The sequence below is a fragment of the Alloyangia pacifica genome, from assembly GCF_020524285.1.
Lineage (GTDB): Bacteria > Pseudomonadota > Alphaproteobacteria > Rhodobacterales > Rhodobacteraceae > Salipiger > Salipiger pacificus_B.
In genome coordinates this window covers 80848-104756 of record NZ_JAIVKX010000005.1, presented here as the reverse complement: position 1 = coordinate 104756, position 23909 = coordinate 80848, and the positions used below count along the sequence as shown (strand labels likewise).

The 23909-nt window shown below is 68.5% G+C and carries 27 protein-coding genes; 14 read left to right on the top strand and 13 right to left on the bottom strand.

Annotated features, from left to right (window positions below; translation table 11 throughout):
* Nucleotides 1–2 precede the first annotated feature (2 nt).
* The 3 genes from LC039_RS08855 to LC039_RS08845 all read right to left on the bottom strand — a co-directional run bounded on the left by LC039_RS08855 (nt 3) and on the right by LC039_RS08845 (nt 2863).
* Complete coding sequence (locus LC039_RS08855; RefSeq protein WP_226623322.1) at nt 3–401, bottom strand: cupin domain-containing protein; 399 nt, start codon at nt 399–401, stop codon at nt 3–5.
* A gap of 99 nt (nt 402–500) precedes the next feature.
* Entirely contained in the window at nt 501–1463 is a 963-nt protein-coding gene (locus tag LC039_RS08850; RefSeq protein WP_226623321.1) for a homocysteine S-methyltransferase family protein, read from the bottom strand.
* A gap of 392 nt (nt 1464–1855) precedes the next feature.
* Nucleotides 1856–2863, bottom strand: a complete 1008-nt coding sequence (locus LC039_RS08845) for a YihY/virulence factor BrkB family protein (RefSeq protein WP_226623311.1) — start codon at nt 2861–2863, stop codon at nt 1856–1858.
* Nucleotides 2864–3035: 172 nt separating this feature from the next.
* Between LC039_RS08845 and LC039_RS08840 the strand changes: the two genes are divergently transcribed.
* From LC039_RS08840 to LC039_RS08830, 3 genes are read left to right on the top strand one after another with little or no spacing between them, the layout of a single operon-like run.
* The gene (locus LC039_RS08840) at nt 3036–4013 is read left to right on the top strand and encodes a diacylglycerol/lipid kinase family protein (RefSeq protein ID WP_226623309.1); all 978 of its coding nucleotides are present in this window, start codon (nt 3036–3038) and stop codon (nt 4011–4013) included.
* Nucleotides 4010–4864, top strand: coding sequence for a metallophosphoesterase family protein (locus LC039_RS08835; protein ID WP_226623308.1), 855 nt, complete (start codon nt 4010–4012; stop codon nt 4862–4864). The genes LC039_RS08840 and LC039_RS08835 overlap by 4 nt, the downstream gene beginning before the upstream one ends.
* 21 nt (nt 4865–4885) lie before the next feature.
* Complete coding sequence (locus tag LC039_RS08830; RefSeq protein ID WP_226623307.1) at nt 4886–5104, top strand: hypothetical protein; 219 nt, start codon at nt 4886–4888, stop codon at nt 5102–5104.
* 57 nt (nt 5105–5161) lie between these two features.
* Here LC039_RS08830 and LC039_RS08825 read toward each other — a convergent pair whose 3' ends face one another.
* The 3 genes from LC039_RS08825 to msrB all read right to left on the bottom strand — a co-directional run bounded on the left by LC039_RS08825 (nt 5162) and on the right by msrB (nt 6861).
* Nucleotides 5162–5782 (bottom strand): exopolysaccharide biosynthesis protein, encoded by a 621-nt coding sequence (locus LC039_RS08825; protein WP_226623306.1) that lies wholly within the window; start codon nt 5780–5782, stop codon nt 5162–5164.
* Between the two features lie 123 nt (nt 5783–5905).
* Nucleotides 5906–6415, bottom strand: a complete 510-nt coding sequence (gene msrA, locus LC039_RS08820; RefSeq protein WP_226623305.1) for a peptide-methionine (S)-S-oxide reductase MsrA — start codon at nt 6413–6415, stop codon at nt 5906–5908.
* Complete coding sequence (msrB, locus tag LC039_RS08815; protein ID WP_226623304.1) at nt 6412–6861, bottom strand: peptide-methionine (R)-S-oxide reductase MsrB; 450 nt, start codon at nt 6859–6861, stop codon at nt 6412–6414. The genes msrA and msrB overlap by 4 nt, the downstream gene beginning before the upstream one ends.
* 324 nt (nt 6862–7185) lie before the next feature.
* Between msrB and LC039_RS08810 the strand changes: the two genes are divergently transcribed.
* Entirely contained in the window at nt 7186–7728 is a 543-nt protein-coding gene (locus tag LC039_RS08810) for a hypothetical protein (protein ID WP_226623303.1), read from the top strand.
* 479 nt (nt 7729–8207) lie between these two features.
* Here the strand turns inward: LC039_RS08810 and queG are convergent, their stop codons facing one another.
* Complete coding sequence (gene queG / locus LC039_RS08805) at nt 8208–9269, bottom strand: tRNA epoxyqueuosine(34) reductase QueG (protein ID WP_226623302.1); 1062 nt, start codon at nt 9267–9269, stop codon at nt 8208–8210.
* Between the two features lie 343 nt (nt 9270–9612).
* On the opposite strand from queG, the gene napF reads away from it, so the two are divergent.
* From napF to LC039_RS08765, 8 genes are read left to right on the top strand one after another with little or no spacing between them, the layout of a single operon-like run.
* Complete coding sequence (gene napF, locus LC039_RS08800) at nt 9613–10131, top strand: ferredoxin-type protein NapF (RefSeq protein WP_226623301.1); 519 nt, start codon at nt 9613–9615, stop codon at nt 10129–10131.
* A complete protein-coding gene (locus tag LC039_RS08795; protein WP_226623300.1) occupies nt 10128–10400 on the top strand; it encodes a chaperone NapD in 273 nt (90 codons plus the stop codon). The genes napF and LC039_RS08795 overlap by 4 nt, the downstream gene beginning before the upstream one ends.
* Before the next feature lie 3 nt (nt 10401–10403).
* A complete protein-coding gene (napA, locus tag LC039_RS08790; protein WP_226623299.1) occupies nt 10404–12896 on the top strand; it encodes a nitrate reductase catalytic subunit NapA in 2493 nt (830 codons plus the stop codon).
* A gap of 56 nt (nt 12897–12952) precedes the next feature.
* Nucleotides 12953–13774, top strand: coding sequence for a ferredoxin-type protein NapG (gene napG, locus LC039_RS08785; RefSeq protein WP_226623298.1), 822 nt, complete (start codon nt 12953–12955; stop codon nt 13772–13774).
* Entirely contained in the window at nt 13771–14679 is a 909-nt protein-coding gene (gene napH, locus LC039_RS08780; protein WP_226623297.1) for a quinol dehydrogenase ferredoxin subunit NapH, read from the top strand. Before napG ends, napH begins: the two co-directional genes overlap by 4 nt.
* A gap of 43 nt (nt 14680–14722) precedes the next feature.
* Complete coding sequence (locus LC039_RS08775) at nt 14723–15166, top strand: nitrate reductase cytochrome c-type subunit (RefSeq protein WP_226623296.1); 444 nt, start codon at nt 14723–14725, stop codon at nt 15164–15166.
* Nucleotides 15167–15193: 27 nt separating this feature from the next.
* Complete coding sequence (locus LC039_RS08770; protein ID WP_226623295.1) at nt 15194–15895, top strand: NapC/NirT family cytochrome c; 702 nt, start codon at nt 15194–15196, stop codon at nt 15893–15895.
* A gap of 51 nt (nt 15896–15946) precedes the next feature.
* Nucleotides 15947–16219: a hypothetical protein gene (locus LC039_RS08765; RefSeq protein WP_226623294.1), complete on the top strand. Its 273-nt coding sequence runs from the start codon at nt 15947–15949 to the stop codon at nt 16217–16219.
* Nucleotides 16220–16324: 105 nt separating this feature from the next.
* On the opposite strand, the gene LC039_RS08760 is transcribed toward LC039_RS08765, so the two are convergent.
* The 6 genes from LC039_RS08760 to LC039_RS08735 are packed head-to-tail and all read right to left on the bottom strand — an operon-like array spanning nt 16325 to nt 22414.
* Complete coding sequence (locus tag LC039_RS08760) at nt 16325–17782, bottom strand: hypothetical protein (RefSeq protein WP_226623293.1); 1458 nt, start codon at nt 17780–17782, stop codon at nt 16325–16327.
* Nucleotides 17779–19395, bottom strand: a complete 1617-nt coding sequence (locus tag LC039_RS08755) for a GMC oxidoreductase (RefSeq protein WP_226623292.1) — start codon at nt 19393–19395, stop codon at nt 17779–17781. The genes LC039_RS08760 and LC039_RS08755 overlap by 4 nt, the downstream gene beginning before the upstream one ends.
* Nucleotides 19392–19877, bottom strand: coding sequence for a sugar dehydrogenase complex small subunit (locus tag LC039_RS08750; RefSeq protein ID WP_226623291.1), 486 nt, complete (start codon nt 19875–19877; stop codon nt 19392–19394). Before LC039_RS08750 ends, LC039_RS08755 begins: the two co-directional genes overlap by 4 nt.
* Entirely contained in the window at nt 19874–20566 is a 693-nt protein-coding gene (locus LC039_RS08745; protein ID WP_226623290.1) for a phytochelatin synthase family protein, read from the bottom strand. Before LC039_RS08745 ends, LC039_RS08750 begins: the two co-directional genes overlap by 4 nt.
* Nucleotides 20548–20856, bottom strand: coding sequence for a c-type cytochrome (locus tag LC039_RS08740; protein WP_226623289.1), 309 nt, complete (start codon nt 20854–20856; stop codon nt 20548–20550). Before LC039_RS08740 ends, LC039_RS08745 begins: the two co-directional genes overlap by 19 nt.
* Nucleotides 20837–22414: a multicopper oxidase family protein gene (locus LC039_RS08735; RefSeq protein WP_226623288.1), complete on the bottom strand. Its 1578-nt coding sequence runs from the start codon at nt 22412–22414 to the stop codon at nt 20837–20839. Before LC039_RS08735 ends, LC039_RS08740 begins: the two co-directional genes overlap by 20 nt.
* Before the next feature lie 395 nt (nt 22415–22809).
* Between LC039_RS08735 and LC039_RS08730 the strand changes: the two genes are divergently transcribed.
* Both LC039_RS08730 and LC039_RS08725 read left to right on the top strand, forming a co-directional pair.
* Complete coding sequence (locus LC039_RS08730; RefSeq protein WP_319003711.1) at nt 22810–23133, top strand: hypothetical protein; 324 nt, start codon at nt 22810–22812, stop codon at nt 23131–23133.
* A gap of 205 nt (nt 23134–23338) precedes the next feature.
* The gene (locus tag LC039_RS08725; RefSeq protein ID WP_226623287.1) at nt 23339–23863 is read left to right on the top strand and encodes a hypothetical protein; all 525 of its coding nucleotides are present in this window, start codon (nt 23339–23341) and stop codon (nt 23861–23863) included.
* Nucleotides 23864–23909: the final 46 nt, after the last annotated feature.

The following is a 23909-nucleotide window of genomic DNA, read 5'->3' as shown; positions in this document are numbered from 1 at the left end:
CCTCAGCCGGGCACCAGATCCTCGAGGTCGGGCAGAAGCACCACGCTTTCCTGCTCGTTGGGATCGGTGCGGGCGACCACCGCGACGGCGGGCTCCGTGCCGGTGTTGAGCGGCAGGTGCGGCGTGTCCGGCGGGATGTAGACGAGGTCTCCGGCGGCGGTGTCCATGACGTTCTCGAGCCGCGCGCCCCAGTACATCCGGGCGGTGCCGGAGATCACGTAGATCGCCGTTTCATGGGACTCGTGCTTGTGTGCCTTGGCGCGCCCGCCGGGCGGAATGGTGAGCAGGTGCATGCACAGCCCCTGGCTCCCGACCGTTTCCTTGGCGATGCCCTCGAAGTAGTCGAACCCCTGCTTGCCCGAATAGGTCCCTCCGGGCCGCAGCTTGACGCAGTCTGCCATCCGATTGGCCCTCCCGCCCCTGGTGGTCTGCCCCGAAAGGCTACGCCAAGCGCCGCCGCCGCACAAATCAATCCCATCGACACCGGGGCGGCGTGGCGCTCAGGCGGGCGTCTTCCCGCCGCGCAGCAGCTTGGTCACGTTTGACGCGATCGTCTCGAGGTGGCGCTCATCGGTGCCGCAGCAGCCACCAAGGATATCCGCGGCGGGCAGCTCCGCCGCCACCTCGGCCATCTGGCGCCCAAGCTCGATCGGGTCGCCATCCTCGAGATGGCCGAGTTTGCACAGGGCGATCTGCTCCATTTTCACCGCGTTGGGGCGGATGTAGCGCAGGCGCTGCAGCCAGTCGCCCCCCTCCGCCAGCGCCGGCGCGAACTCCAGCGGGTGCGCGCAGTTGGTGCCAAACCAGGCCGCGCCGCCACCGGTGCGCGCGTCGATGGTCTCGACGGCCTCGCGCAGGCTGGGCCCGGAGCGCAGCCGCCCCTCCGTCGTCAGCGTCAGGCTGACCCCGATGTCGATGCCGATCGCCCGCGCCGCCCGGATCACCCCCACCGCCTCGGGAATATTGTTGAAGGTGAGCGCGATGGCCATCTCGGCAGGCGTGGTCCGCAGGGTCGATAGCTGCACCGAATGGTACGCCTCGGCCTCGACCTCGGTGATGGCGCCGCCGGTGCCATAGGCATCGCCGCGCGGCCCGATGCATCCGGCGATATAGGCATCGCGCACCCGCCCCGCGTACTCGCGGCGCAGATCGTCGAGAAAGGCGATGGTCCGGCGCTGCATCTCCGCCAGCGCCTCGGGCGAATAGCCCAGCTTCGCGCCCCAATCGGGACTGGCGCGGTAGTCATGGCCGAGGATCAGCAGGCCGGTGTCATGGGCTTCGGCAACATCGAAATAGCGCCGATACATGTCGCGCAGCACCGCGTCCGCCTCGGGGTCGTCAAGCAGCGGGTACATGGCGAACTCGGGCAGCTCGAAGCCCCATTTGTAGAGCACCTCGGTCTCGGTGCCGGCTTCGGTGAGGTAAAACCTGTTCTCGAGTCTCGGGGGGAAGTCGCGCGCCATGCAAAGTCTCCTGAGCCGGGCCGCCGAGGCGGATGTCGGGAGTGTACCATGGCGCGGCGCTACGGACCAAATCGCCGTGGGCCGCGCAGCTTCGCGGAACACCGGCTGCGCCTCAGCGCCTCGCTGCGCGCCCCCTGCCGGCACTTTGTGGACGATCCCACGCGAGGGCTCAGCCCGACGCGCCCCTCAGGCGCACCGTCGAGCGGAGACCGCCGGTCTGTTTCCGATGCCGGAAAAGGTAAGGCTCCACCTTGGGGGAAGGTGGAGCCTTGAAGCGATCCGGGCCACATGAGGGAAGTCGGGACAGGGTTGCAACCCGGTATCTGGGACAGGACTGGTGGTACGTCCTTGCCCTCTCAACTCCGACGCCCGGGCTTGGTTCCGGCAATTCGTCACTTTTTTTCAGAAACTTCCGCCACCCCGCCCGCGACCCCGCCTGACGCGGCCTCCAGGCCTGTCTCCGCCTCGCGGGCCGTGGCGGCGCGGCGGGCGACCAGCACCCGTGCCAGCTCGGTGTTGAGCTGCGCGCCGAGCAGCGTGACCAGCGCGCTGACGTAGAACCACAGCAGCAGCGCCACCACCGCGCCAAGCGAGCCATAGACCTCGTTCAGCCGGTCGAAGTTGCGCACGTAGCTGGCCAGGGCAAAGGAGCCGACGGCCCAGGCGATCACCGCGATCGCCGCACCCGGCGTCAGCCACGGCATGCGCGATTGCCGCCGGTTCGGCCCGAAGCGGTAGACCAGCGCAACGGCGAGATAGACGACGCAGAGCAGCACGATCCACTTCGCCCCCTCCACCGCGATCTCGACCCCCGCCGGCAGGTGCAGGAAGGCCATGCCGGCCGGGATCACCACCACCGCCGCAAAGGCCAGCAGCGCCACCAGCACCAGCAGCGCGGTCATGCCGTAGGCGACCAGTATGCGCCGCACGGGGTTGGTGCGGTGCGGCGCCTCGGTCACCGCGTTCAGCCCGCGGATCAGCGCCGCCACCGAGGCCCGCGCCGACCAGATCGCCAGCACGATGGAGGCGACCGAGGCCCATTGCAGCGTCGAGCGGTTGGTCGAAATGAGCTGGGTGATCTGCGTGTCGATGAGCTGGTAGGCGGTCTCGGGGATGACGTCGGTGAGCAGCTCCATCTGCTCGGCGATGGCGATCGGATCGGCCCAGTAGCCCCAGATCGCGATCACCGCGGCCATGGCGGGGAAGATCGACAGGAAGGCGTAGAAACCGACCCCGGCGGCGATCAGCCCCAGATTGCGCTCGTCCATGCGCTGCCATGTCCGCCACAGGGCGTGCAGCCAGCCGCGAAAGCCGACGTGGCGCAGGCGCAGGCGCTCTTCGCGAGCGAGGGCGGCCGCGCTGGACGGCTGTGAGGCGGAGGAGGACGGGCTGCTTTGCATGAGCGCAACCTGCGCAGAAGCCGACGCGGCGTCAATCCACTGGTTGCGCGGCGCCCCGTCTTGCGGTGCAATCTGAGGCTTGCGGGCGCGGCCCTGCGACACCTTCGGCCGCTGCGGAACCGCCCGCAGCGGCACGCGTTGACCTTTCGGAACCCCGATGGAGAGCGCCCCAGTGACCGACAATCGCAAAATCTGTGTCATCCTGAACGAGCACTCCGGCGACCACCCCGACAAAGAGAGCCGCCGCGAGACGCTGACCCGGCTTTTCACGGAGAACGGGCTCGAGGCCGAACTGATCGGCCTGACGCCGGAAAGACCCATCCTCGACACCGCCCGCAAGGCCGCGGGCAACGGCTGCGCGATGGTCGTCGCCGCGGGCGGCGACGGCACGATCGGCGCGGTGGCCGCAGCCGCGCATGAGGCCGGCGTGCCGATGGGCGTGATCCCGCAGGGCACGTTCAACTATTTCGCCCGCGGGCTCGACATCCCCGAGGATGCCGAGGGCGCGGTGCGCATCCTCGCCTCGGGTCGCCTGCGCGAGATCAGCCTCGGCGAGGTCAACGGCGAGGTGTTTCTCAACAACGCGAGCCTGGGGATCTACCCGCTGATCCTGCGCACCCGCGAGGGCGTCTACCAGCGCTGGGGCCGCTCGCGCGTGGCCGCCTACTGGTCGGTGGTGCTGGCCCTCGCCGGCTTCCGCAAGCCGCTGCGCCTGCAGGTCGAGGTGGATGGTCGCAAGACCGAGATGCGCACGCCTCTCGCCTTCGTCGCCAACAGCGCCTACCAGCTCGAGCAGTTCAACCTCGACGGCGCGGATGCGATCCGCGACGGGGATTTCGTGCTCTTCACCTCCAAGGGCACCAGCCGCTGGGAGCTCGTGCGCGCCTCGCTGCGGCTCGCCATGGGCAAGGCGCAGAAGGGCGAGGAGTTCGGCTTTGTCACCGGGCGCGAGATCACCCTGCACACCCACCGGCCCCGCGCGCTGGTGGCCCGTGATGGCGAGAAGGAGCTGATGGAGACCCCGATCCGCTTCCGCCGCCGCCCCGAGCCGCTGCGGGTCATGGTCCCGGCCGAGAATGTGCCCGCCCGCGAAGAGCCGGAGCCGGAAGTACCCGCCGATGCCGCCCTCGAAAAAGCCCTGCCCGCATGACCCGCCTGATCCACCTTTCCGACCTGCATTTCGGGCGCAGCGCGCCCGAGCTTCTGGACCCGCTGCTGCGCGCGGTGAACGTCGCCAAGCCCGACCTCGTGGCGATCACCGGCGATTTCACCCAGCGCGCCCGCTGCAGCCAGTACCGCGAAGCCCGTGCCTTCCTGCGCAAGCTGCAGGCGCCGTGGATGGCGGTGCCCGGCAACCACGATGTCTCGCTCGACAATCTCTGGCTGCGCTTCGTGCGCCCCTACCGCCGCTACCGCCGCTTCATCACAGAAGAAATGATGCCGGTAAAGCGCCTGCCGGGGCTGACCGTGGTCGGCTTCAACACCGTCGACCGCTTCCGCTGGCAGCGGGGCAAGATCCGCTGGCTGCAGATGCGTCAGGCCTGCCGGATCTTCTCGGAGGAAAAGGGGCTCAACGTGGTGCTTGCCCACCATCCTTTCGAGCAGGACGCGGATGTCGACAAGTCTCTGATGCGCGATGCCGACCAGGCCATCGAGCGGCTCTCGGAATGCGGCGCCCACCTCGTGCTCTCGGGCCATCTGCACCGCTGGCGCACCGAGCCGTTCCTGTCGCGCAAGCACGGCGCACAGGTGCTGCAGGTGCATGTGGGCACGGGGCTCTCGACCCGGCTCCGCGGGCAGGAGAACGATTTCGCGATCCTTGATCTCGAGAGCCACAGCGCCAGCATCCGCCGCATGATCGCCCGCGAACATCACTTCGTCGAGGCAGAGCGCCGGCACTACAGTTTCGGCGATCAGGGCTGGGAGCGCAGCCCCGAGTGGCCCGTGCGTTCTGCCGCGGAGCGGGAACCGCGTCCCACCTCGGGCGTTCCGAACAGGTAACACCCAAGCATGGAGGAGCCCATGACCTCCGACGACCGCAAGAATCATGCGCATGACGTGGCCCACCCGCACGAGACCCGCGCAGGCCCCGGCGACGCCGGGGCTTCTGACAGACCCGTGCAATTGCCCGAAAACCCGGAGATGCGCGGCAAGGGGCGCCGCGCGATCCTGCTTTTCGTGGTCCTGGCGGTGGCCGCCCTGCTGATCATCGGCGTCTTCAACCGCGCCGGCATGCCGTGACCCCCGCGGTCCGGGCCGGGGCTCGATCCTCGGATCGGCCCGCGCTCGGCTCTCGGGTCAGATCACCCCCGCAACCATCAGGGGCACCAGCACCGCCGCCGCCAGCGTGACGCAACCGATGCTGGCGAAGAGCCCGTCGCGCACCAGCAGCGCCGTGGCGAAGCACAGCACCGTCAGACCGAGGATCGACGAAGAAAACGGCACCAGCTCGAGGAACGGCATCGCCAGCCCGCAGAGCAGGCAGACCGCCTGCAGCAGCTTGCGCATCGGGCCGGCGGTCATCAGCCGCAGGCGGCTGCGGGCGTTGCGGTCGAGCCAGTTCCCGAGGCCGCGCAGCTTGCCCAGCCCCTTGCGCGCCTTCGGCCCGTCGAAGTTCCGCGCCATGAGGAAATCCGGCAACCACAGATGGCGCCGCGAGATCAGCATCTGCCCCGAGATGAAGGCGATCAGCAACCCGCAGAAGGTCGAGAACAGCGGGATCCCCGACAGCGGCGAGACCACCAGCAGCGCGGGCACCATCAGCGCCGGGATGAAGGAGCTTTCGCCGAAGCTCTCCACCATGTCGCGCAGCGAGACGCGCGCGCCCTGCGCCGCCTCCTGCAGGCGGTCGACGATCTCGCCGACCGGGCGATCCGTGGCGGTGTCTCGGGAGGTCTCGGGCGCGGCGGCGCTGCTCATCTGGGGTGGTCCTTCGCGGGTCTCATCCTGTGGGCGAACGCGGGCGCCGCCGGGCCGGTTCCCCCGGCGCATCGTGAGAGGCGGCGCAATCCGCGCCGCCTCTCGCTCGTCAAAAGTTGCCGCTCATTCCGCCGCATCGCGCCGCGGCAGCACCCAGTCGGGGCGCGGGAAGTGGCAGGTGTAGCCGCCGGGATAGCGCACGAGGTAATCCTGGTGCTCTGCCTCGGCCTCCCAGAAATCGCCCACCGGCGCGACCTCGGTCACCACCTTGCCGGGCCAGATTCCCGAGGCGTCGACGTCGGCAATGGTGTCCAGCGCCTCGGCCTTCTGCGCCTCGTCGACGTAGTAAATCGCCGAACGGTAGCTCATGCCCAGATCGTTGCCCTGCCGGTTGAGCGTCGTCGGATCGTGGATCTGGAAGAAGAACTCGAGGATCCGCCGGTAGCTGATGGTCTCGGGATCGAAGAGGATCTCGATGCCCTCGGCATGGGTACCGTGGTTGCGGTAGGTGGCGTTGGGCACGTCGCCGCCGGTGTAACCGACGCGCGTGGCCTCGACCCCCGGCAGCTTGCGGATCAGATCCTGCATACCCCAGAAACAGCCACCCGCCAGTACTGCGCGTTCCGTGCTCATGCCACGTCCTCCACCTGATCGAGATAGGCGCCATAGCCCTCGGCCTCCATGTCCTCGCGCGGTACGAAGCGCAGCGAGGCCGAGTTGATGCAGTAGCGCAGGCCGCCACGGTCCATCGGCCCGTCCGGAAAGACGTGGCCGAGGTGCGAGTCGCCATGGGTCGAGCGCACCTCGGTACGGATCATCCCGTGGGTGGTGTCGCGCAGTTCGGCCACATGGGCGGGCTCGATGGGCTTGGCGAAGCTCGGCCAGCCGCAGCCGCTGTCGTACTTGTCGGACGAGGCGAAGAGCGGCTCGCCGGAAACGACGTCGACGTAGATGCCCGCCGCCTTGTTGTCGAGATACTTTCCGGTGCCCGGCCGCTCGGTGCCGTTCTCCTGGGTGACGCGGTACTGCTCGGGGTCGAGCGTCGCGATCACGTCTGGATTGCGTTCATAGGTCGCCATGGATTCCTCCGGTCTTTGATCTTGGCCTTAAGATGGGGTGCGCGGCGGACAATGCAAAGCCCCCTTCGCAGGCGCGCCTTTGCCGATTTCGCAGCGCGCGGCAGCAGCCCGCCGCCCGCGCCGCCCTTCTGCCCGGAACCGGCGGCGCACCGCCGCATATGGCCCCCTCATTCCGGCGAGTCCCTGCCCGAAGTACACGCCGCGCTCACCTTGCGGGCATCGAGGGATCCGAAGGCCGCTCCCGCGCATTACCTCTCTGACCGGCGCGACGAAGCGCACCGGAGCTACGACCAAGGACGCACCCAGACTGCAAGGAGACCCAAGATGACCCTCCGTTCCACCACCAAGTTCGGCCTCGCCGTTCTCACCGCCGCCTCGCTCTCCGCCGCGGCCCACGCGCAGACCGACAGCGCCTCCGACCCCGCCACGCTGGACGAAGCGCCGCTCGAGACCTCGCAGATGACCGAAAGCACCGGCGCCAGCGGCTCGGGCGTCACCGACACGGTGCCGGTCTCGCCGCAGACCGCGTCGGACCTGCGGGCCGATGTGCCGCAGAGTTACGGGCAGGCGATCTCCTCGCTGCACAATGCCGACCTGGCGATGGCCGATCCCGAAGCCGTATCCGAGGCGACAGAGGTGCAGCTCCTGCCGCTCAGCAAACTGAAGGGCCAGGCGAACGAGAGCGCCACCGCGCTGGATGACGCCCTCGCAGCGGCCACGCCCGAGCTGGAGGCGCTGCGCGCGCTGATGCTGGACAACGACGCGCTGACCGCCGAACTGGACGCGCAGGGGTACGACGCCGACGACGTGATCGGCTTCTACGCCGCGCAGGACAGCCTCGAGCTGCTGATCGACGACCGCGCCTGAGATTGATCCTGACACGTGATCCGCGCCGCTGAGGCGTGGTGAAGGAGCCGTGTTCGTGGCCCCGACCGCCCTCCGTGTTTTCCAACGCGGGGGGCCTTTCTTTGCAGCCCCAGTGCACCGTGACCGCGCGTGCACGCTAGACGGATGCCGCGGATCGAAACACACGCAGAACGTGAACACCGCCGATCTCTTTCGCGTGAATTCGCTTGCAGTGCCGCCCCGCTCCGCCCATCTTTCGAGCAGGAGGCACGTACTCCTGTCAGAACCTCCTGGATCCCAGGAACCCTCGTGGGCGTCGGTGCCATCCCTCGGCACCGGCGCTTTCTGTTTGCGCAGGTCGGGCCCTTCGCGGCGGCCGGGCTACCGTCCCCGCGGGGACGGCAAACGGGTGCCCCCGTGGGGACAGGGGGGACGGGAAGGCCGCGACACCGCTGTCCCCGCGGGGACGAAGAAGATCTCAGGCCGCGCTCAGGTCGCGCTCAGGCCGAGGGCAGCCGCGCCACCGCCCAGCGGGCCGCATCGCGCACCGTCTCGTCGGCATCCTCGCAAAGCCCCTGCGCCACGCCCCGCAAGTCCGCCCGACCCGAATTGCCGATCGCGTAGAGCACGTTGCGCACGAAACGGTGCCGCCCGATGCGCTTGATCGGCGAGCCGGAGAACCGCGCCCGGAACCCTGCATCGTCGAGCGCCGCCAGCTCGGCCAGCGGCGGCGCCAGCAGGTCGTCGCGGGCGTGGTACTTCACCTCCGAAGCGACCTCGGCGAACTTGTTCCACGGGCAGGCCGCGAGGCAGTCGTCGCAGCCGTAGATGCGGTTGCCGAGCAAGCCCCGCAGGTCCTCGTCCACCGGCCCGGCGTGTTCGATGGTCAGGTAGGAGATGCAGCGCCGCGCATCGAGCCGGTAGGGCTCCGGAAAGGCCGCCGTCGGACAGGCGTCGAGGCAGGCCCGGCAGGAGCCGCAGTGGTCGCGCTCGCCCCCGTCCACCGGCAGTTCCAGCGTGGTGAAGATCGCCCCGAGAAAGAACCACGAGCCCAGCTCGCGGCTCACCAGATTGGTGTGCTTGCCCTGCCAGCCCAGCCCCGCCGCTGCGCCGAGCGGCTTTTCCATCACCGGGGCGGTGTCGACGAAGACCTTGATCTGCGGGGCCTCGGCATCGCGGCCCAGCTCGCGCGCGCCCGCGTCGATCAACCATCGCCCGAGCCGCTTTAGCTTCTTCTTCACCACGTCGTGGTAGTCGCGGTTCTGCGCGTAGACCGAGATCGCCGCGCGCTCCTGTTGCGTCAGCACCGTGCGGGGGTCGTGCTCCGGGCCGTAGTTCTCGGCCAGCATGATCACCGAGCGCGCCTCGGGCCAGAGCGCCGCCGGGTTGCCGCGCCAATGGGTGCGCTCCGCCATCCAGTCCATCTGCCCGTGGTGGCCCGCCTCGAGGAAGGCCGCCAGCCGTTCGGCCACCTGCGGCACGTCCCACGGCCGGCAGATGCGGCAGGCGGCAAAGCCCACCTCCGCCGATTCCGCCACCAGCCGTGCCTTGAGGGTGTCCACGCGTGTCGTCCTTGTGGTCCAATTGGTCCAGGTGTCCGGGGCCGGGACGCATTGTCCCCGCCGTCCCGCCCTTCTACGCGCGTCCCGCGCAGACTGTCCACCAATCGCCCCTTGGCGGGCATGGGCTCTCATGACCCCGCGCCCAGCGCAGATCGGAGCGACCCTTCCGGCGGGACCCGTGCGGCAAGAGGGCCCGAGGGGACCCAGCCCCGCCTCCGGATTCTTGCCGATTTTCCACAACTCTCAGGGCGAGACTTTAGCGAGTCGACAACCTGTGGCAGTGTGAGCCCATACATCCCCTCCGCAGGATTGATCGCGGAGACACCGGAAGGCCAGGACGTCCATGACGACCCAGCACAGCAGACGCAACTTCCTGCGGGGGCAATTGTCACGCCCCGAGGCACCGGAGATGAGGCCCCCCGGCGCGCAGCCCGGCTTTGCCCAGCGCTGCAGCGGCTGCGGTGCCTGCGCCCGCGCCTGCCCCGCAGCGATCGTCGTCCCCAAGCGAACCAATGACGCGACACCGATGCCCGTGGTCGATTTCACCAGGGGCGCCTGCACCTTCTGCGGCGCCTGCGCCGAGGCCTGCGACACCGGAGCGCTTCTCCCCGAGAGCGTGTCCGACTGGGCCTGGACCGCCGCCATCGCGGACACCTGCCTGTCGCTGGCTGGCATCTCCTGCCGCGCCTGCGAGGACGCCTGCGAGATACGCGCGATAAGCTTCCGCCTGATGACCGGCGGTCGGGCGGCGCCGGTGCTGGACGCGGCGCTCTGCACCGGCTGTGGCGCCTGCGCCTTCACCTGCCCCGCGGCGGCGGTGTCCTTCGAGCAACGCCAACCCCTCACGGAGGCCGCGCGATGAACATCTGCGGCTGCCTTGTCCACATCGTCCCGACCGCGCTGCCCGAGGCGCGCGCGCAGATCGAGGCGTTCGACGGCGTCGAAGTGCACGCCCAGACCGACGACGGGCGGCTGGTGGTGGTTGTCGAGGATACCGAGACGGCCTTCGCCTCGGACATTCTCATGAAGCTGCACCAAGTCCCCGGCGTGATCACCCTGACCATCAACTACCACCATTTCGAAGAGCTTCCGCACCGCCCATCCCCCGCCGTCCCCCATCCGGAGACCTGACCCATGACCATCTCGGACTCGCGCAGGACTTTCCTCAAGGCCACCGCCGCCGCCAGCACAGCCGCCGCCGCGGGCATATCGCTCGCCCCCGGCGCTCTGGCGCAGACCCCGGGCAATTCGGACATCCGCTGGGACAAGGCCCCCTGCCGCTTCTGCGGCACCGGCTGCTCGGTGCTGGTGGGCACCAAGGACGGCCGGGTCGTCGCCACCCAGGGCGATCCCGAGGCGCCGGTGAACCGCGGGCTCAACTGCATCAAGGGCTACTTCCTGTCGAAGATCATGTATGGCGCCGACCGTCTGACCACGCCGATGCTGCGCAAGTCGGGCGGCGTCTACGACAAGAACGGCGAGTTCGAACCGGTGAGCTGGGACGAGGCCTTCGACGTCATGGCCGAAAAATGGAAGGCAGCGCTGGCCACGAAGGGGCCGACCTCGGTGGGCATGTTCGGCTCGGGACAATGGACGGTCTGGGAGGGCTACGCCGCCTCCAAGCTGATGAAGGCGGGCTTCCGGTCGAACAACATCGACCCCAATGCCCGGCACTGCATGGCTTCGGCGGTGGTCGGCTTCATGCGCGCCTTCGGCATCGACGAGCCGATGGGCTGCTACGACGACCTCGAGCATGCCGACACCTTCGTGCTCTGGGGCTCGAACATGGCGGAGATGCACCCGATCCTGTGGTCGCGGCTGACCGACACCCGGCTGACCAAGGCGGGCGCGCAGGTGCACGTGCTCTCGACCTTCGAGCACCGCAGCTTCGAGCTGGCCGACAACGGCATGGTCTTCACGCCGCAGACGGACCTGGCGATCCTCAACTACATCGCCAATTACATCATCCAGAACGACGCGGTGAACTGGGACTTCCTCGAAAAGCACGTCAACATCACCCGAACGGCCACCGACATCGGCTACGGGCTGCGCGACACCAACCCGCTTCAGGAAGCGGCGGCCAACCCCAACTCCGGCGAGCTCACCCCGATCGACTTCGACGAGTATGCCGCGGCGGTCTCGGAATACACGCTGGAGACGGTCTCCGAGATGTCCGGCGTTCCGGCACACCAGCTCGAACGGCTGGCCGAGCAATACGCCGATCCCAACCGCAAGGTCATGTCGCTCTGGACCATGGGCTTCAACCAGCACACGCGCGGGTCCTGGGCGAACGGGCTGTGCTACAACATCCACCTGCTGACCGGGAAGATCTCGGAGCCGGGCAACTCCCCCTTCTCGCTCACCGGCCAGCCCTCGGCCTGCGGCACCGCGCGCGAGGTCGGCACCTTCGCGCATCGTCTGCCCGCCGACCTCGTGGTGACCAACCCCGAGCATCGCGCCCATGCCGAGGAAATCTGGAAGCTGCCCGAGGGCACCATCCCAGAAAAGCCGGGCCTGCACGCCGTGGCGCAGAACCGCGCGCTGAAAGACGGCACGCTCAATGCCTACTGGGTGCAGTGCAACAACAACATGCAGGCTGGGGCCAATATCAACGAAGAGGGCTGGCCAGGCTACCGCAACCCCGAGAACTTCGTCACCGTCTCGGACCCCTACCCGACCGTGACCGCCATGTCGGCCGACCTGATCCTGCCCACCGCCATGTGGGTCGAGAAGGAAGGCGCCTACGGCAATGCCGAGCGCCGCACCCAGTTCTGGCGCCAGCAGGTCATGGCGCCGGGCGAGGCCAAGTCGGACCTCTGGCAGCTCATGGAGTTTGCCAAGCGCTTCACCGTCGAGGAGGCCTGGGGCGACGAACTGGTGGCCAAGATGCCCGAGCTGGCCGGCAAGACGCTCTACGAGGTGCTCTACGAGAACGGCCAGGTGAACGCCTACCCGCTGGAAGAGACCGCCGAGGGGTTCGACAATGTCGAGGCTCAGCACTTTGGCTACTACGTGCAGAAGGGGCTGTTCGAGGAATACGCCGCTTTCGGGCGCGGCCACGGCCACGATCTCGCGCCCTTCGAGCAATACCATCAGGCGCGCGGGCTGCGCTGGCCGGTGGTGGATGGGCAGGAGACGCTCTACCGCTTCCGCGAGGGTTACGATCCCTATGTGCCCGAGGGCACCGAGGTGACCTTCTACGGCCACCCGGACGGCAAGGCGAAGATCATCTTCGCCCCCTACGAGCCCGCCGCCGAGGCTCCGGACGAGGAGTATGATCTCTGGCTCTCCACGGGGCGGGTGCTGGAGCATTGGCATTCCGGCTCGATGACCAGACGCGTGCCCGAGCTGCACCGGGCCTTCCCCGCCGCGGTGGTGTTCATGCACCCCGAGGACGCCGAGGAACGCGGCCTGCGGCGCGGACAGGAAATCACCATCTCGACCCGCCGCGGCGAGATGCTCAGCCGGGTCGAGACCCGCGGCCGCAACAAGGTGCCAAAGGGGCTGGTCTTCGTGCCGTGGTTCGACGAGGGGCAGCTGATCAACAAGCTGACGCTCGACGCCACCTGCCCGCTGTCCAAGGAGACCGACTTCAAGAAATGCGCCTGCAAGGTCGCGCGCGCCTGAACCGCGCCCGGGCCCGGCCCGCATACCGCCACGGGAGACGCCAGAGGAGGTCCGTCATGCCCGCCGCCACGCCGCTCTCGCCCCAACGCCGCAGGTTCCTGACGGACACCGCGCGGATGGCCGGCGGCTGCGCGCTGGCGGGCGGCGGGCTGGCCTGGCTGGCGCGGGATGCGCGGGCGCTCCCGGCGGAAGCGCTGCGTCCGCCCGGCGCCCTGCCCGAGGCCGACTTCCTCGGCGCCTGCATCCGCTGCGGCCTGTGCGTGCGGGACTGCCCCTATGACACGCTGGCGCTGGCCGAGCTGGGCGCCGACGGGCCGGCCACCGGCACGCCCTTCTTCACCGCCCGCGACGTGCCCTGCGAGATGTGCGACGACATCCCCTGCGTCACCGCCTGCCCCACTGGCGCGCTCGACCCGGCGCTCACCGACATAGACGAGGCGCGCATGGGCACCGCCGTGCTGGTGGACCAGGAGAACTGCCTCAACTTCCTCGGACTGCGCTGCGACGTCTGCTACCGCGTCTGCCCGGTGATCGACGAGGCGATCACCCTCGAGCTGTCGCACAACACCCGCTCTGGGCATCACGCGATCTTTGCCCCGACCGTCCACGCCGAGCACTGCACCGGCTGCGGCAAGTGCGAGAAGAGCTGCGTGCTGCCCGAGGCCGCGATCAAGGTGCTGCCGCTGCGGCTCGCACGCGGCGCGCCCGCCGAGCACTACCGCAAGGGCTGGGAGGAGATGGAGGAAAAGGGCGGGCCGCTGGTCGAGGGGGTGATCGACCTGCCCGACCGGCTGCCAGGCCCCGGCACCGACAACCTCGCCGCGCCGGGCGGCTTCGAGCCCAGCTTCACGCTCCCGGCGCCGGGAGCGGGTGAATGAAGGAGAAGACGAAACTCCCGGTCGGCGTGGAGGCGATCCGCCTCAAGGGCTGGTGGCAAGCGCATCGCTTCCTGCTGCTGCGGCGGCTGTCGCAGGGGTTTTTCCTGCTTCTCTTCCTGCTTGGCCCTTGGTTCGGCCTGTGGTGGGTGGCGGGCACTTTGGCCGGTTCGCGCACCTTCGGCATCCTGCCGCTGACCGATCCGCTGGTGCTGGCGCAGAGCCTCGCCGCCGGGCACTGGCCCGAGCTGACCGCGCTGATCGGCGCGCTGATCGTGCTTGCCGCCTATGCGCTGATCGGCGGGCGGGTCTATTGCTCCTGGGTCTGCCCGATCAACCCGGTGACCGACGCGGCGCATTGGCTGCACGACCGGCTCGGCCTGCAGAAGGGCTGGCAACCGAAGCGCCACACGCGGCTCTGGCTGCTCGGCACGGTTCTGGCCGTCTCGGCGCTGACCGGCACCGTCGCCTGGGAGGCGATCAACCCGATCACCATGCTGCACCGCGGGCTGGTTTTCGGCATGGGCTTTGCCTGGGCGCTGGTGGCGCTGGTGTTTCTCTTCGATCTGCTGGTCTCGCGCCGCGGCTGGTGCGGGCATCTGTGTCCGGTCGGAGCCTTCTACGGGCTGCTCGGCACGCACAGCCTCTTGCGGGTCAGCGCGACGCGACGCGCCGCCTGCGACGATTGCATGGATTGCTTTGCGGTCTGCCCCGAGAACCACGTCATCGCCCCGGCCCTACGCGGCAAGGACGGCGAGACGCCGCTGATCCTCTCGCCCGACTGCACCAATTGCGGGCGCTGCGTCGATGTCTGCTCGGTCGATGTCTTCGCCTTCACCCACCGCTTCGACCGCCGTGTCGAGGGTCCCTCCTCCCCGCCCGGACCATCCCGCCAAACCGTCGCCTGAGTAACCTACCCCGCGTGACAGCAACCAACCACGGAGAGCGCCCATGAAACTGCCGGTCATCGCCAAGATCGCCGCCCTCGCCTCGCCCCTGCTCATCGCGGGGCTGGTCGTGGCGCAGACCTCCGGAGGCATCCAGTCGCTGCGCGGTGCCGCCGTCGACCAGGAGCTGACGCCGCCCGAGGTCTACCCGCAGCAGGAGGGCCGCGAGGTGCGCAACTACCGCCAGCAGCCGCCGACCATCCCGCACTCCATGACCCAGTACCAGATCGACCTGCGCACCAACCAGTGCCTGAGCTGCCACGACTGGACCAACGCCGGCGACCGGGGCGCGCCGACGCTGTCGATGACCCACTATCTCGACCGCGACGGCACCCAGCTCGACACGGTGGCCGGCACCCGCTGGTTCTGCACCCAGTGCCACGTGCCGCAGGCGGATGCGCCCACGCTTGTCGGCAACGACTTCGAAGCCTCCAGCACGTCGCGCTGACGCAAGGACCGAACGGGGAGAGACGAGATGCCGGACAACCACGGGCACCGCCGCCGCAACATCCTGCTCCGGATATGGGACGCTTTCTGGAGCCCCACCGGCCTGTTCAGCGCCGGCTTCCTGCTGATCGCGGGGTTCCTGGCCGGGATCCTGTTCTGGGGCGGCTTCCACTGGTCGCTGGAGCTGACCAACACCGAAGAGTTCTGCATCTCCTGCCATTCGATGGAAACCAACCTCGGCGAGTACCGCGAGACCATCCACTACAACAACCACTCCGGCGTGCGGGCGATCTGCTCGGACTGCCACGTGCCGCATGAATGGCAGTACAAGATGAAGGCCAAGGTGATGGCGGTGAAGGACGTCTACCACGAGCTGCGGGGCACCATTAACACCTCGGAGAAATACGAGGAGCGGCGGCTCGAGATGGCCGCGGCCGTGTGGAAGAAGATGAAGGCGACCGACAGCCGCGAGTGCCGCAACTGCCACGCTTTCGAGTACATGGATTTCACCATCCAGGAGACGCGGGCCGCGCAAAACCATCAGCGCGCGGTCGACGAGAACATGACCTGCATCGACTGCCACCAGGGCATCGCGCATGACCTCGCGCCGGGCTACCTCGAGGAATACCAGCACGTCGTCGAGACGCTGGCGCAAGGCCGGATCCCCGGCACCGCGTCCCGCGTCGATCTCGCCTCGATCAAGTCCTACCTGGGCTTCGCCGCCGACTGACCGGACGCAGGGCAGTGCCTGCCGCCGCGCACACAGAAGGGAGACATCACCATGCTGAGCCTGCTTGATCTACTCGGCACCATCGGGGGCAGTATCCTCGGCCTGCCCGGCATCCTCGGAGTCGCGCTCGGCATGACGACGCGCAACTGGATCGTCGCGCCGATCCTCGGCGGTGCCATCGGGGTGCTCTCGCCGCTGATCCTCGGCGGTCACCATTCGGCGGAGGTGCCGGTCACGACGCTGGACTACAGCGTCTCGACCATCGTCGGGATCCTCGCCGGGCTTGTCGGCTGCGCCATCCGGCACAAGGGCGCGAAGGTCTGAGCCTCCGCGCGCAGACAGAATACCGAGGGGAGGATGGGCGCCGCCAAAGGGTCGGACCCTTCGGCGTCCCATCGCGCCTCCTCCCCCCTGGAGCTGACGGATCCGTCAGCTCCCCACGCGCTTCGCGCCACCGGTGCCCGGAATGGGCAATGGCGGCGACGAGGGCGCGGCCCCAAACGATCCGAAGACCAGCGGCAGCATCGCGACAAGAGCGAGCCCCGCCTGCACCAGGAAGATCAGCGTGTAGGGCGGCAGCGTGCTGCCGTTCGACAGGGTGACCAGCTGGCTGAGAAGCTCGAAGCCTTCGAGTCCGATCTCGGTGCCGATGATGATGACGAAGGCGAGGAACAGCTGCGCCCCGCTCTTCGGCCCCGCGATCCGGCCGACGGCGAAGATCGTCGCCGTGGTCGCCATGCCGCTGCCGAAGCCGGTGAGCAGGCGCGAGCCGACGAAGATGGCATTGTCCGGGATCGGGTAGAAACTCAGCACCAGCAGCCCCGGATAGGCGAGGTAGGACACCAGTCCCAGCGCGGCGATGCCGATGCCCGCGACGATGAGCGGGATATGCAGGCTCCAGCGCGCCAGCGCCGCGGCGGTGCCCGTGGCGGCGATCACCTGCGCCAGCGCCGCCAGCGTGGCGCGGTCGTCGATCAGCGTGGTCGAGCAGGCGTGGCGCACCAGGTAGGCGGTGTCGAAGAAGCCGGTGGTCGCCACGTTCAGCAGGAAGAGCGCGGCGAAGAGCGCGGCGATGCGGCGGCGGGTGGCGGGATCGCTCGCGGCGCTGCGCGGCGCGGCCCGCCAGACCCTTTGCAGGTACCACAGGCTCGCGGCGAAGAGCGCGGCGAGCGGCAGCACGAAGGGCGAGCGGATGGTCTCGAGCGAGGTGAGAAAGGTCACCCCCTCGAAGAGCATCAGCGCCGCCAGCGCCGCCAGCATCAGCCGCCCCGACAGCTGCGCCGGTGCCGCCTCGCCCGTCTCCTCCGGCGCACGCCGGCGCAGCAGGAGGATCGCGCCGATCAGCAGCAGCACGACCATCGCGAAGCCGGCGAAGAAGATGTCGAGCCCGTGCCGCGGGGCGACCACGCGGACCAGCTGCGGCGTGACGAGGAAGGCCAGCGGCATGGCCACCGACCACACGCCGGTCAGGAACTTGTCCCAGCGCGGCCCGCCGAGCCCCGTCCAAGCCTGCGAGATCGGCGCCAGCGTGGCGAGCCCGAAACCCGCCATGGGAAAGAGCAGCACCACCAGCGCCACCCGCGTGTCGACCGGCGGGGCGAAGCGGAACAGCGCCGCCAGACCCAGCGCCGCCGTCCCCGCCAGCAGGCACATCCAGACCGCGAGGCGCTTCGCCGGGATCCGGCGCATCAGCCAGGGCGCGACGAGCAGCGAGACCAGCACCGCGCCCATCAGCAGCTCCATGATCGCCGCCGTGGCCTCGACGGTGATCGACAGGAAGCTGGCAAAGCTGCCTTCCGAGACGAAGACCGTGGAGGCGATGACCGAGCGCAGCCCGTTGCCGAGCAGCACCAAAGGCACCAGCAGGAGAAGCCCGAGCCCGTTCATGCCCCGAGGTGCCCGGCGAGCCGGATCGCCATGGCAGCGATGGTGAGCGAGGGGGCGTTGACCGGGCAGCTCACGTGGGTGCTGGCTCCGAGGATGTAGAGATTGTCGTGCTGGTGGCTCTGCAGGTCGGGGGTCACCACCGAATTCTTGGGATCGGTGCCCATGCGGGTGGTGCCGCCGATGATCGCGTTCGACAGGTAGGGATCGTTGGTTTGCACCTCGGGCGCGCCCATGCGGGTCAGTACTTCGCGCGAGACGTCGGTGGCGACCTTGATCCCGGCGTTGGTGTAATCGTCCACGGTGAAGGCGATGCGCGGCTTGGGGATGCCCGCGCTGTCCACCTGGTCCGACAGGGTGATGCGGTTGTCGGGGCTGCCCAGCGTCTCTGCCGAGGAGTTGAGCCGCACGTGCCGCCCGATCTGGCCGTCGAGCGCCTTGACCAGCGCCGCCCCGCGCATGCCCTTGGCAATCAGCGCCTTCGACAGCTTGGTTGCGTCGGAATTGCCGCTCCAGCCGTTGTTCATGAAGGAGGTGCCGAAGGGCGCGTAGTCCTTGCGGAAGGCGCCGTCGCGGTACTCGGTGATGCCCGAGGTCTGCTGCGGCCCGCGGTAGGGGTAGACCGGATCGCGCACCTCCCCCCAGACATCGACGTTCCACTGCGAGAGCAGGTAGCGCCCGACCTGGTCGTTGCCGTTGGCGACACCGTTCGGGGCGCTCTCCTGCTTCGAGTTGAGCAGCAGGCGCGGGGTCTCGATGGCGTGGCAGGCCAGCACGTAGGTGTTTGCCGTGACGCTCTGGGTGGTGCCGTCGGGGCGGCGGATGGTGAGGCCGCTGACCTTGCCGTCTTCGCCCACCGCAACATGGGTCACCAGAGCCTGCAGCTCGATCCGCGCGCCCGCGGCCACCGCCTTGTCCATGTCGACCGAGGCGTCGTACTTGGCGCTGATCGGGCAGATCGGCACGCAGGTGTTGTTGCCGCAGCAGGGCGGGCGCCCGTCGTGCACCAGCGAGTTGCGGGCATGGCTGAAGATCGCGGCGTTCAGCCCCATGGCGTCGAGCGCCTGGCTCTGGATCTGCTTGTCCATGTACGACGCGGGGATCGGCGGCATCGGATAGGGATCCTCCGCCGCGCGCGGCGCGCCCCAGGTGTGCGCCGGATCACCGGCGACCCCCCAGCGCGCTTCCGCCTGCCGGTAGTAGGGCAGCAGATCATCGTAGCCGATCGGCCAGTCGGCCCCGCGCCCGTAGAGCGTGGCGGCCTGGAAGTCCTCGGGGCGGAGCCGGTCGGCGAAGCCGGTCCAGTGCCAGCTTGTGCCGCCGTAGATGCGCAGGTAGGCCCCGACGAAGCGCGCGGGCCCCGCCTGGTCGTAGAAAGCGTCGTAATCGGTGTCGGTGGGATGCGGTGCGAAGTCCTGGCTCGGGTACGGCGCCTGCGGTCCCTTCACCGGGTTCTCGTAGAAATCCGCGAGGTATTCGCCGCGCGTCTTGCGCCCCCCGGCCTCGAGCACCAGCACGTCGCGCCCGGCTTCGGCGAGGCTGCGCGACAGATGCGCGCCGCCCATGCCCGAGCCGACGACGACGATGTCGGCGGAGAGATCGCCCGGTTCGCTCATGCCGCGCTCCATGCCTCGGACCAGTAGCCGAAGTCGGGCCCGGCGCAGAGCCCCGGCGCCTTCCCGAAGCTGAGGGATTTCCAGCCCAGCGCGTGGGGGTAGTTGATCATGCGGGCACCGTCGTCCTCGGGATCGGAGGTGCCGGTGAACAGCGCCTCGGTCAGCCATTGCAGCTGCGCCTCGCGGCCCGCGTCCTCCTGCGGCTCGAGCAGCGGCGCGACCCCGGCCTGCGCCGCATGGGCCGAGAGCACATCCACCGCGGATGCGCCAAACTTTGCCTCGAAGAGTGCGGTAACGCTGTCGAGAAGCTGCGGCGCGACGCTCACCGGTCCGGCGAGCGCGTAGAGGATCGAGCGGAACATCGCCCGGTCGCGGGCGCCGTTCAGCGAGGCGGCCAGCGCGCCGCCCGGCAGCGCCGCCATGGCGACGAGGCTGGCGCCACCGCTCAGCACGGCGCGGCGGGACTGCGGTGCCGGGCTCATGGCGCCGAAACCACGACGAACCCGCGCGAGCGGTTGGAGCCGCTGTCGGTCATCATCATGCCCGCGTGCAGCGTCTCCACCGTGACCCAGACCGGCGGGTACTTGTACTTGGCCACGTCGAGGATCAGCACGCTGTCGGTGTCTTCGTCATAGGCGGCGACCGGCGAGATGTGCCCGTCGCCCTCCTGCGGCAGCGCCTTGCGCGAGTAGTTGGCGATGAATCGCGCGCCCCGGTCCGAGAGCGTGGTCTTGAGCGCCGCGCGCAGCGCGTCCACCGGGGTCTCGTCGGCGAAATGGTGCTCCGCCGTCATCCCGAGGTTCTCGATGAAGGTGTCGAGCTCGGCCAGAGTCAGCCCCTCGTGCTCGACCTGGGCGTAGGGTTTCAGCTCCTGGTTCGCCGCGTTGAACAGCGTGTCCTGGGTAAACAGCGTCCACGGGTAGAGCCGGTCCGGCGAGGGCCGCGAGACGTCGAGCGAATTGGCCACGGCGGCGACCGAGGCGGGGCCGCAGAAGGTCAGGATCTGCTCGTACTCGAGATAGGAGGCAAGCGGGAAGTAGTCGCGGTTCATCTCGGCCCCGAGCAGCCGGTCCTCGCCTTCCGCGCTGGTCAGGTAGACGAGGTCCGCGGCCATCACCGGCCCGGCGAGGGTCAGCCCCAGCAGGGCGGCGATCAGTTTGCGCTGAACCATTTGGCGATCTCCTCGATGTCGCTGTCGGAAAGCTCTTTGGCGTAGATCTCCATGACGTCCGCCATGCCGCCCTTGCGGTAGCCGGAGCGGTAGGATTTCAGCGCGCTCTGCAGGTAATCCTCGCGCTGGCCCGCCAGGATCGGCACGCCCGCCACCAGCGGGTTGCCGTCGGCGGCGTGGCAGGAGACGCAGGTCGAGACGCTGGCGGGGACCGCCGGGGCATCCTCGGCCAGCGCGGCGCAGGGTGCGAGCAGCGCGAGCGCCGCGAGGTCAAGCCTGAATGGCGACATTGAGCATCATCCCCAGGTCTTCGTGTGGCAGGATGTGGCAGTGCATGACGAACCGCCCGTCGAAATCGGTGAAGCGCATGCGCAGTGTGACGGTGCCCGCGGCGGGCACGGCGATGGTGTCCTGCCATTGCGGATGCGCCAGCGGCTCGCCGTTGATCTTGATCACCTGCATCGGGTTCACGTGCACGTGGATCGGATGCGGGAAGGGCGTGGTGTTCACCAGCTCCCATTCCTCCGCCTCGCCGAGCCTGGCGACGATGTCGTCGCGCTTCGGGTCGAAGGGGGCGCCGTTGAGGGTGAACACCGTGTCCTTGAACATCCCCTTCTCGTCGCTGACGCCGAGCACGATCTGCCGGGTCCGGACGATCTCGTCATCGGCGATGTCGGTGAGGATCTTGTTCTTCGGCAACGGCCCCTTCGGCAGCTCGGTGCCCATCTTCACGTCAGGTGCGATGCGGCTGGTGTCCGCGGGCAGCACGATGACCTCGGCCAGCACCACCTCGTCGAGCGGCTGCTTGCCCTGGCTGAAGGCGGGCCGGCGCAGCGTGTAGCTGCCCGGCTCCAGCGCCTTGACCATCAGGTTCATGCGGTTGCCGGGCGCGAGGAAGACCTCCTCGGTCGGCCGCGCCTCGGGATAGGGGTTGCCGTCGAAGCCGATCTCGCAGAGCTCGAGCCCGTCGAGCGTCATCGGCAGGAACTGCTGGTCCCCGGCGTTGAGCATCCGCCAGTGCTGCACCTCTCCGGCCCGCATGTAGATGCGCGGGTGGTACTGGCCGTTGACCAGCCAGAAGCGCTCGGCGTCCAGCGACCAGATGGTGTCGTAGCTGTCGAGGTCCTCGGCCTTGGGGTCGACCACCGGGCATTGGAAGACCAGAACCCGCTCGATCGCGGCGGCCACCTCGGGCACCTCATCGAGCGTGCCGCCGACGATCATCATGCCGCCGCAGCCCGAGGCCACCTGCAGCGCCACCGAGCCGTGGCGATGCGGGTGGTACCAGTAGTTCCCCGCCGGGTGGTCCTGAGGCAGGCGCACGATGTAGTTGAAGCTCTCGCCGGGGTGGATCTGCAGGTAGACGTTGTCGGAATTGCCCTTGGGGCTGACGTGGAAGCCGTGGAAATGCAGGTTCGTCGTGCTGAACTCGTTGGGCGTGTTGAGCACCGCCGGCGCCGGATCGGCATTCGGCGGCATGTCGTTGTGCAGGGTGATTTCCATGTCGTCGCCGGGACGCACACGGAAGGTGGGCCCCGGGATCTCGCCCTCGTAGAGCCGCAGGTCCGCCATCGCATAGGGCAGCTCGATCCGCGACTGCGTCATCGTCAGGTCGAGCCGGAAGCGCCCGCCCGCCGACAGCACCTCGCGCGGGTTGTGCAGGTCGGCGGCCAGCCCGAGCGGCGACCTCGCGGGCACCTCGGTCTCGGCCCCCGCCGCGAGCGCACGTGTTACCGAGCCCGCGCCGAGAACCACAGCCCCACCGACCGAGGCCGCCGAGAGCAGCAACATCCTGCGACTGAACCCTGGTCCGTGAATGGTGGTGGGATCGGGCTTGGCCTGCGGCATGAGTCGGACGGTCCGTATTCAGTCATCACGAAGAATTGTCCCTCCTGCATACTACCTATGCGAGAATAAGATACCTAATATGCGCGTACAGACTGGTTCCAGATTGGCGACAATAGGCGCCTTCGGCAGAGGGTCACCAGCGGTGCCGAGGCCCCTGTTTGGAAGGCAGACCCCATGCCCGTCTTCACGCGCCATGCCTTGCCATCGCGCGTCGGGCGTCCATATAGCCAGACAGAAGCGCCCGAGTGCCCAGGGCGTCATCATCTCTGCGACCGGTCTCCGGGGCCGAGGTCGTTTGCGAAGATCATGACGTCGGGTTCGCATCATGCAGCCCGACCTTGGCGAAATACCCTGTTCACACCTGTTGAAATCGCCACCGGGGTCAATGTTACACTGTGAATGAAGATTTTCGGTCGCCGGCCCATCACCCCTTTTTGCAAATTGGATATCGAAGGAGGCATCACATCAACGCACAGCTGATCACCGCCCTACTGCTTTCGCCCTTCGCGCTGGCCTTCGTCTACGCAGGTATCCACGAGTATCTGCGGTACAAGTCGGAGGGCCGCGCAAACTACGGGCTTGTCTTCGATGAAGAAACAGGGACGACCTATGTCACCGGGATTGGCGAGGACGAGGACGCATTCGACCCCGAGGATTTCAACCCGGACGACTACAATGATCCGGACGACAAGCAGGAAGGCCCCGGCAGTCGCGCCTGACACCCGCCTTGCGTGCCGTACACGCCCGACCGAATCCCCGCGGGCCGCTTGGCGACCAGCGGAGTTGCGCTCTTGCGCCGACAAACCGCCCACCCGATCTGTTTGCTGACCGAAAAAGGCCGGTCCTTGCATTCCGGAGCCGTTTCGCGGGATACCTCGCCCCGCGCCTTTCCCCTGAGCGGACGATGGAAGACCGATAGCCTCAATGCCTCAGACCGACCTTCTCAAGACAGACTGCTCGAAATGCGCGGCGCTTTGCTGCATCGCGCTGGCCTTCGACAAGGGCAAGGACTTCGCCTTCGACAAGAACCCGGGCGAGCCGTGCCGCAACCTCTCCGGGCACAGCTGCACGATCCACGACAGGCTGACGCAGGAAGGATTTCCGGGCTGCGTTGCCTATGACTGCCTCGGCGCCGGCAACCGCGTAGTTCAGGAGATTTTCGGCGGCCGCTCCTGGCAGCAGGACCCGCGCCTGACGCGCCCGATGATGGAAGCCTTCTCGGGCATGCGCGAGGTGCACAGGCGCATCGACCTGCTGCGGGCCGCGGCGACACTGCCGCTGGACTCGCAGGACGACCAGACCCGCCGGGACTTCCTCGCCCGTCTCGAGCAGCACCGCTGGAGTGGCGCGGAGCTCAACGACTTCGAGGTCGGTCTCGCGCTGGAGATCGACATCTTCTTCCACGGCATCCGAAAATACGTGTCCGCCGAGCGCTCCGCCGGTTGGTGAGCCGCGCTGCCGCCCGGCGAGGCGCGGCTCCCACGGGCGCTTGGCG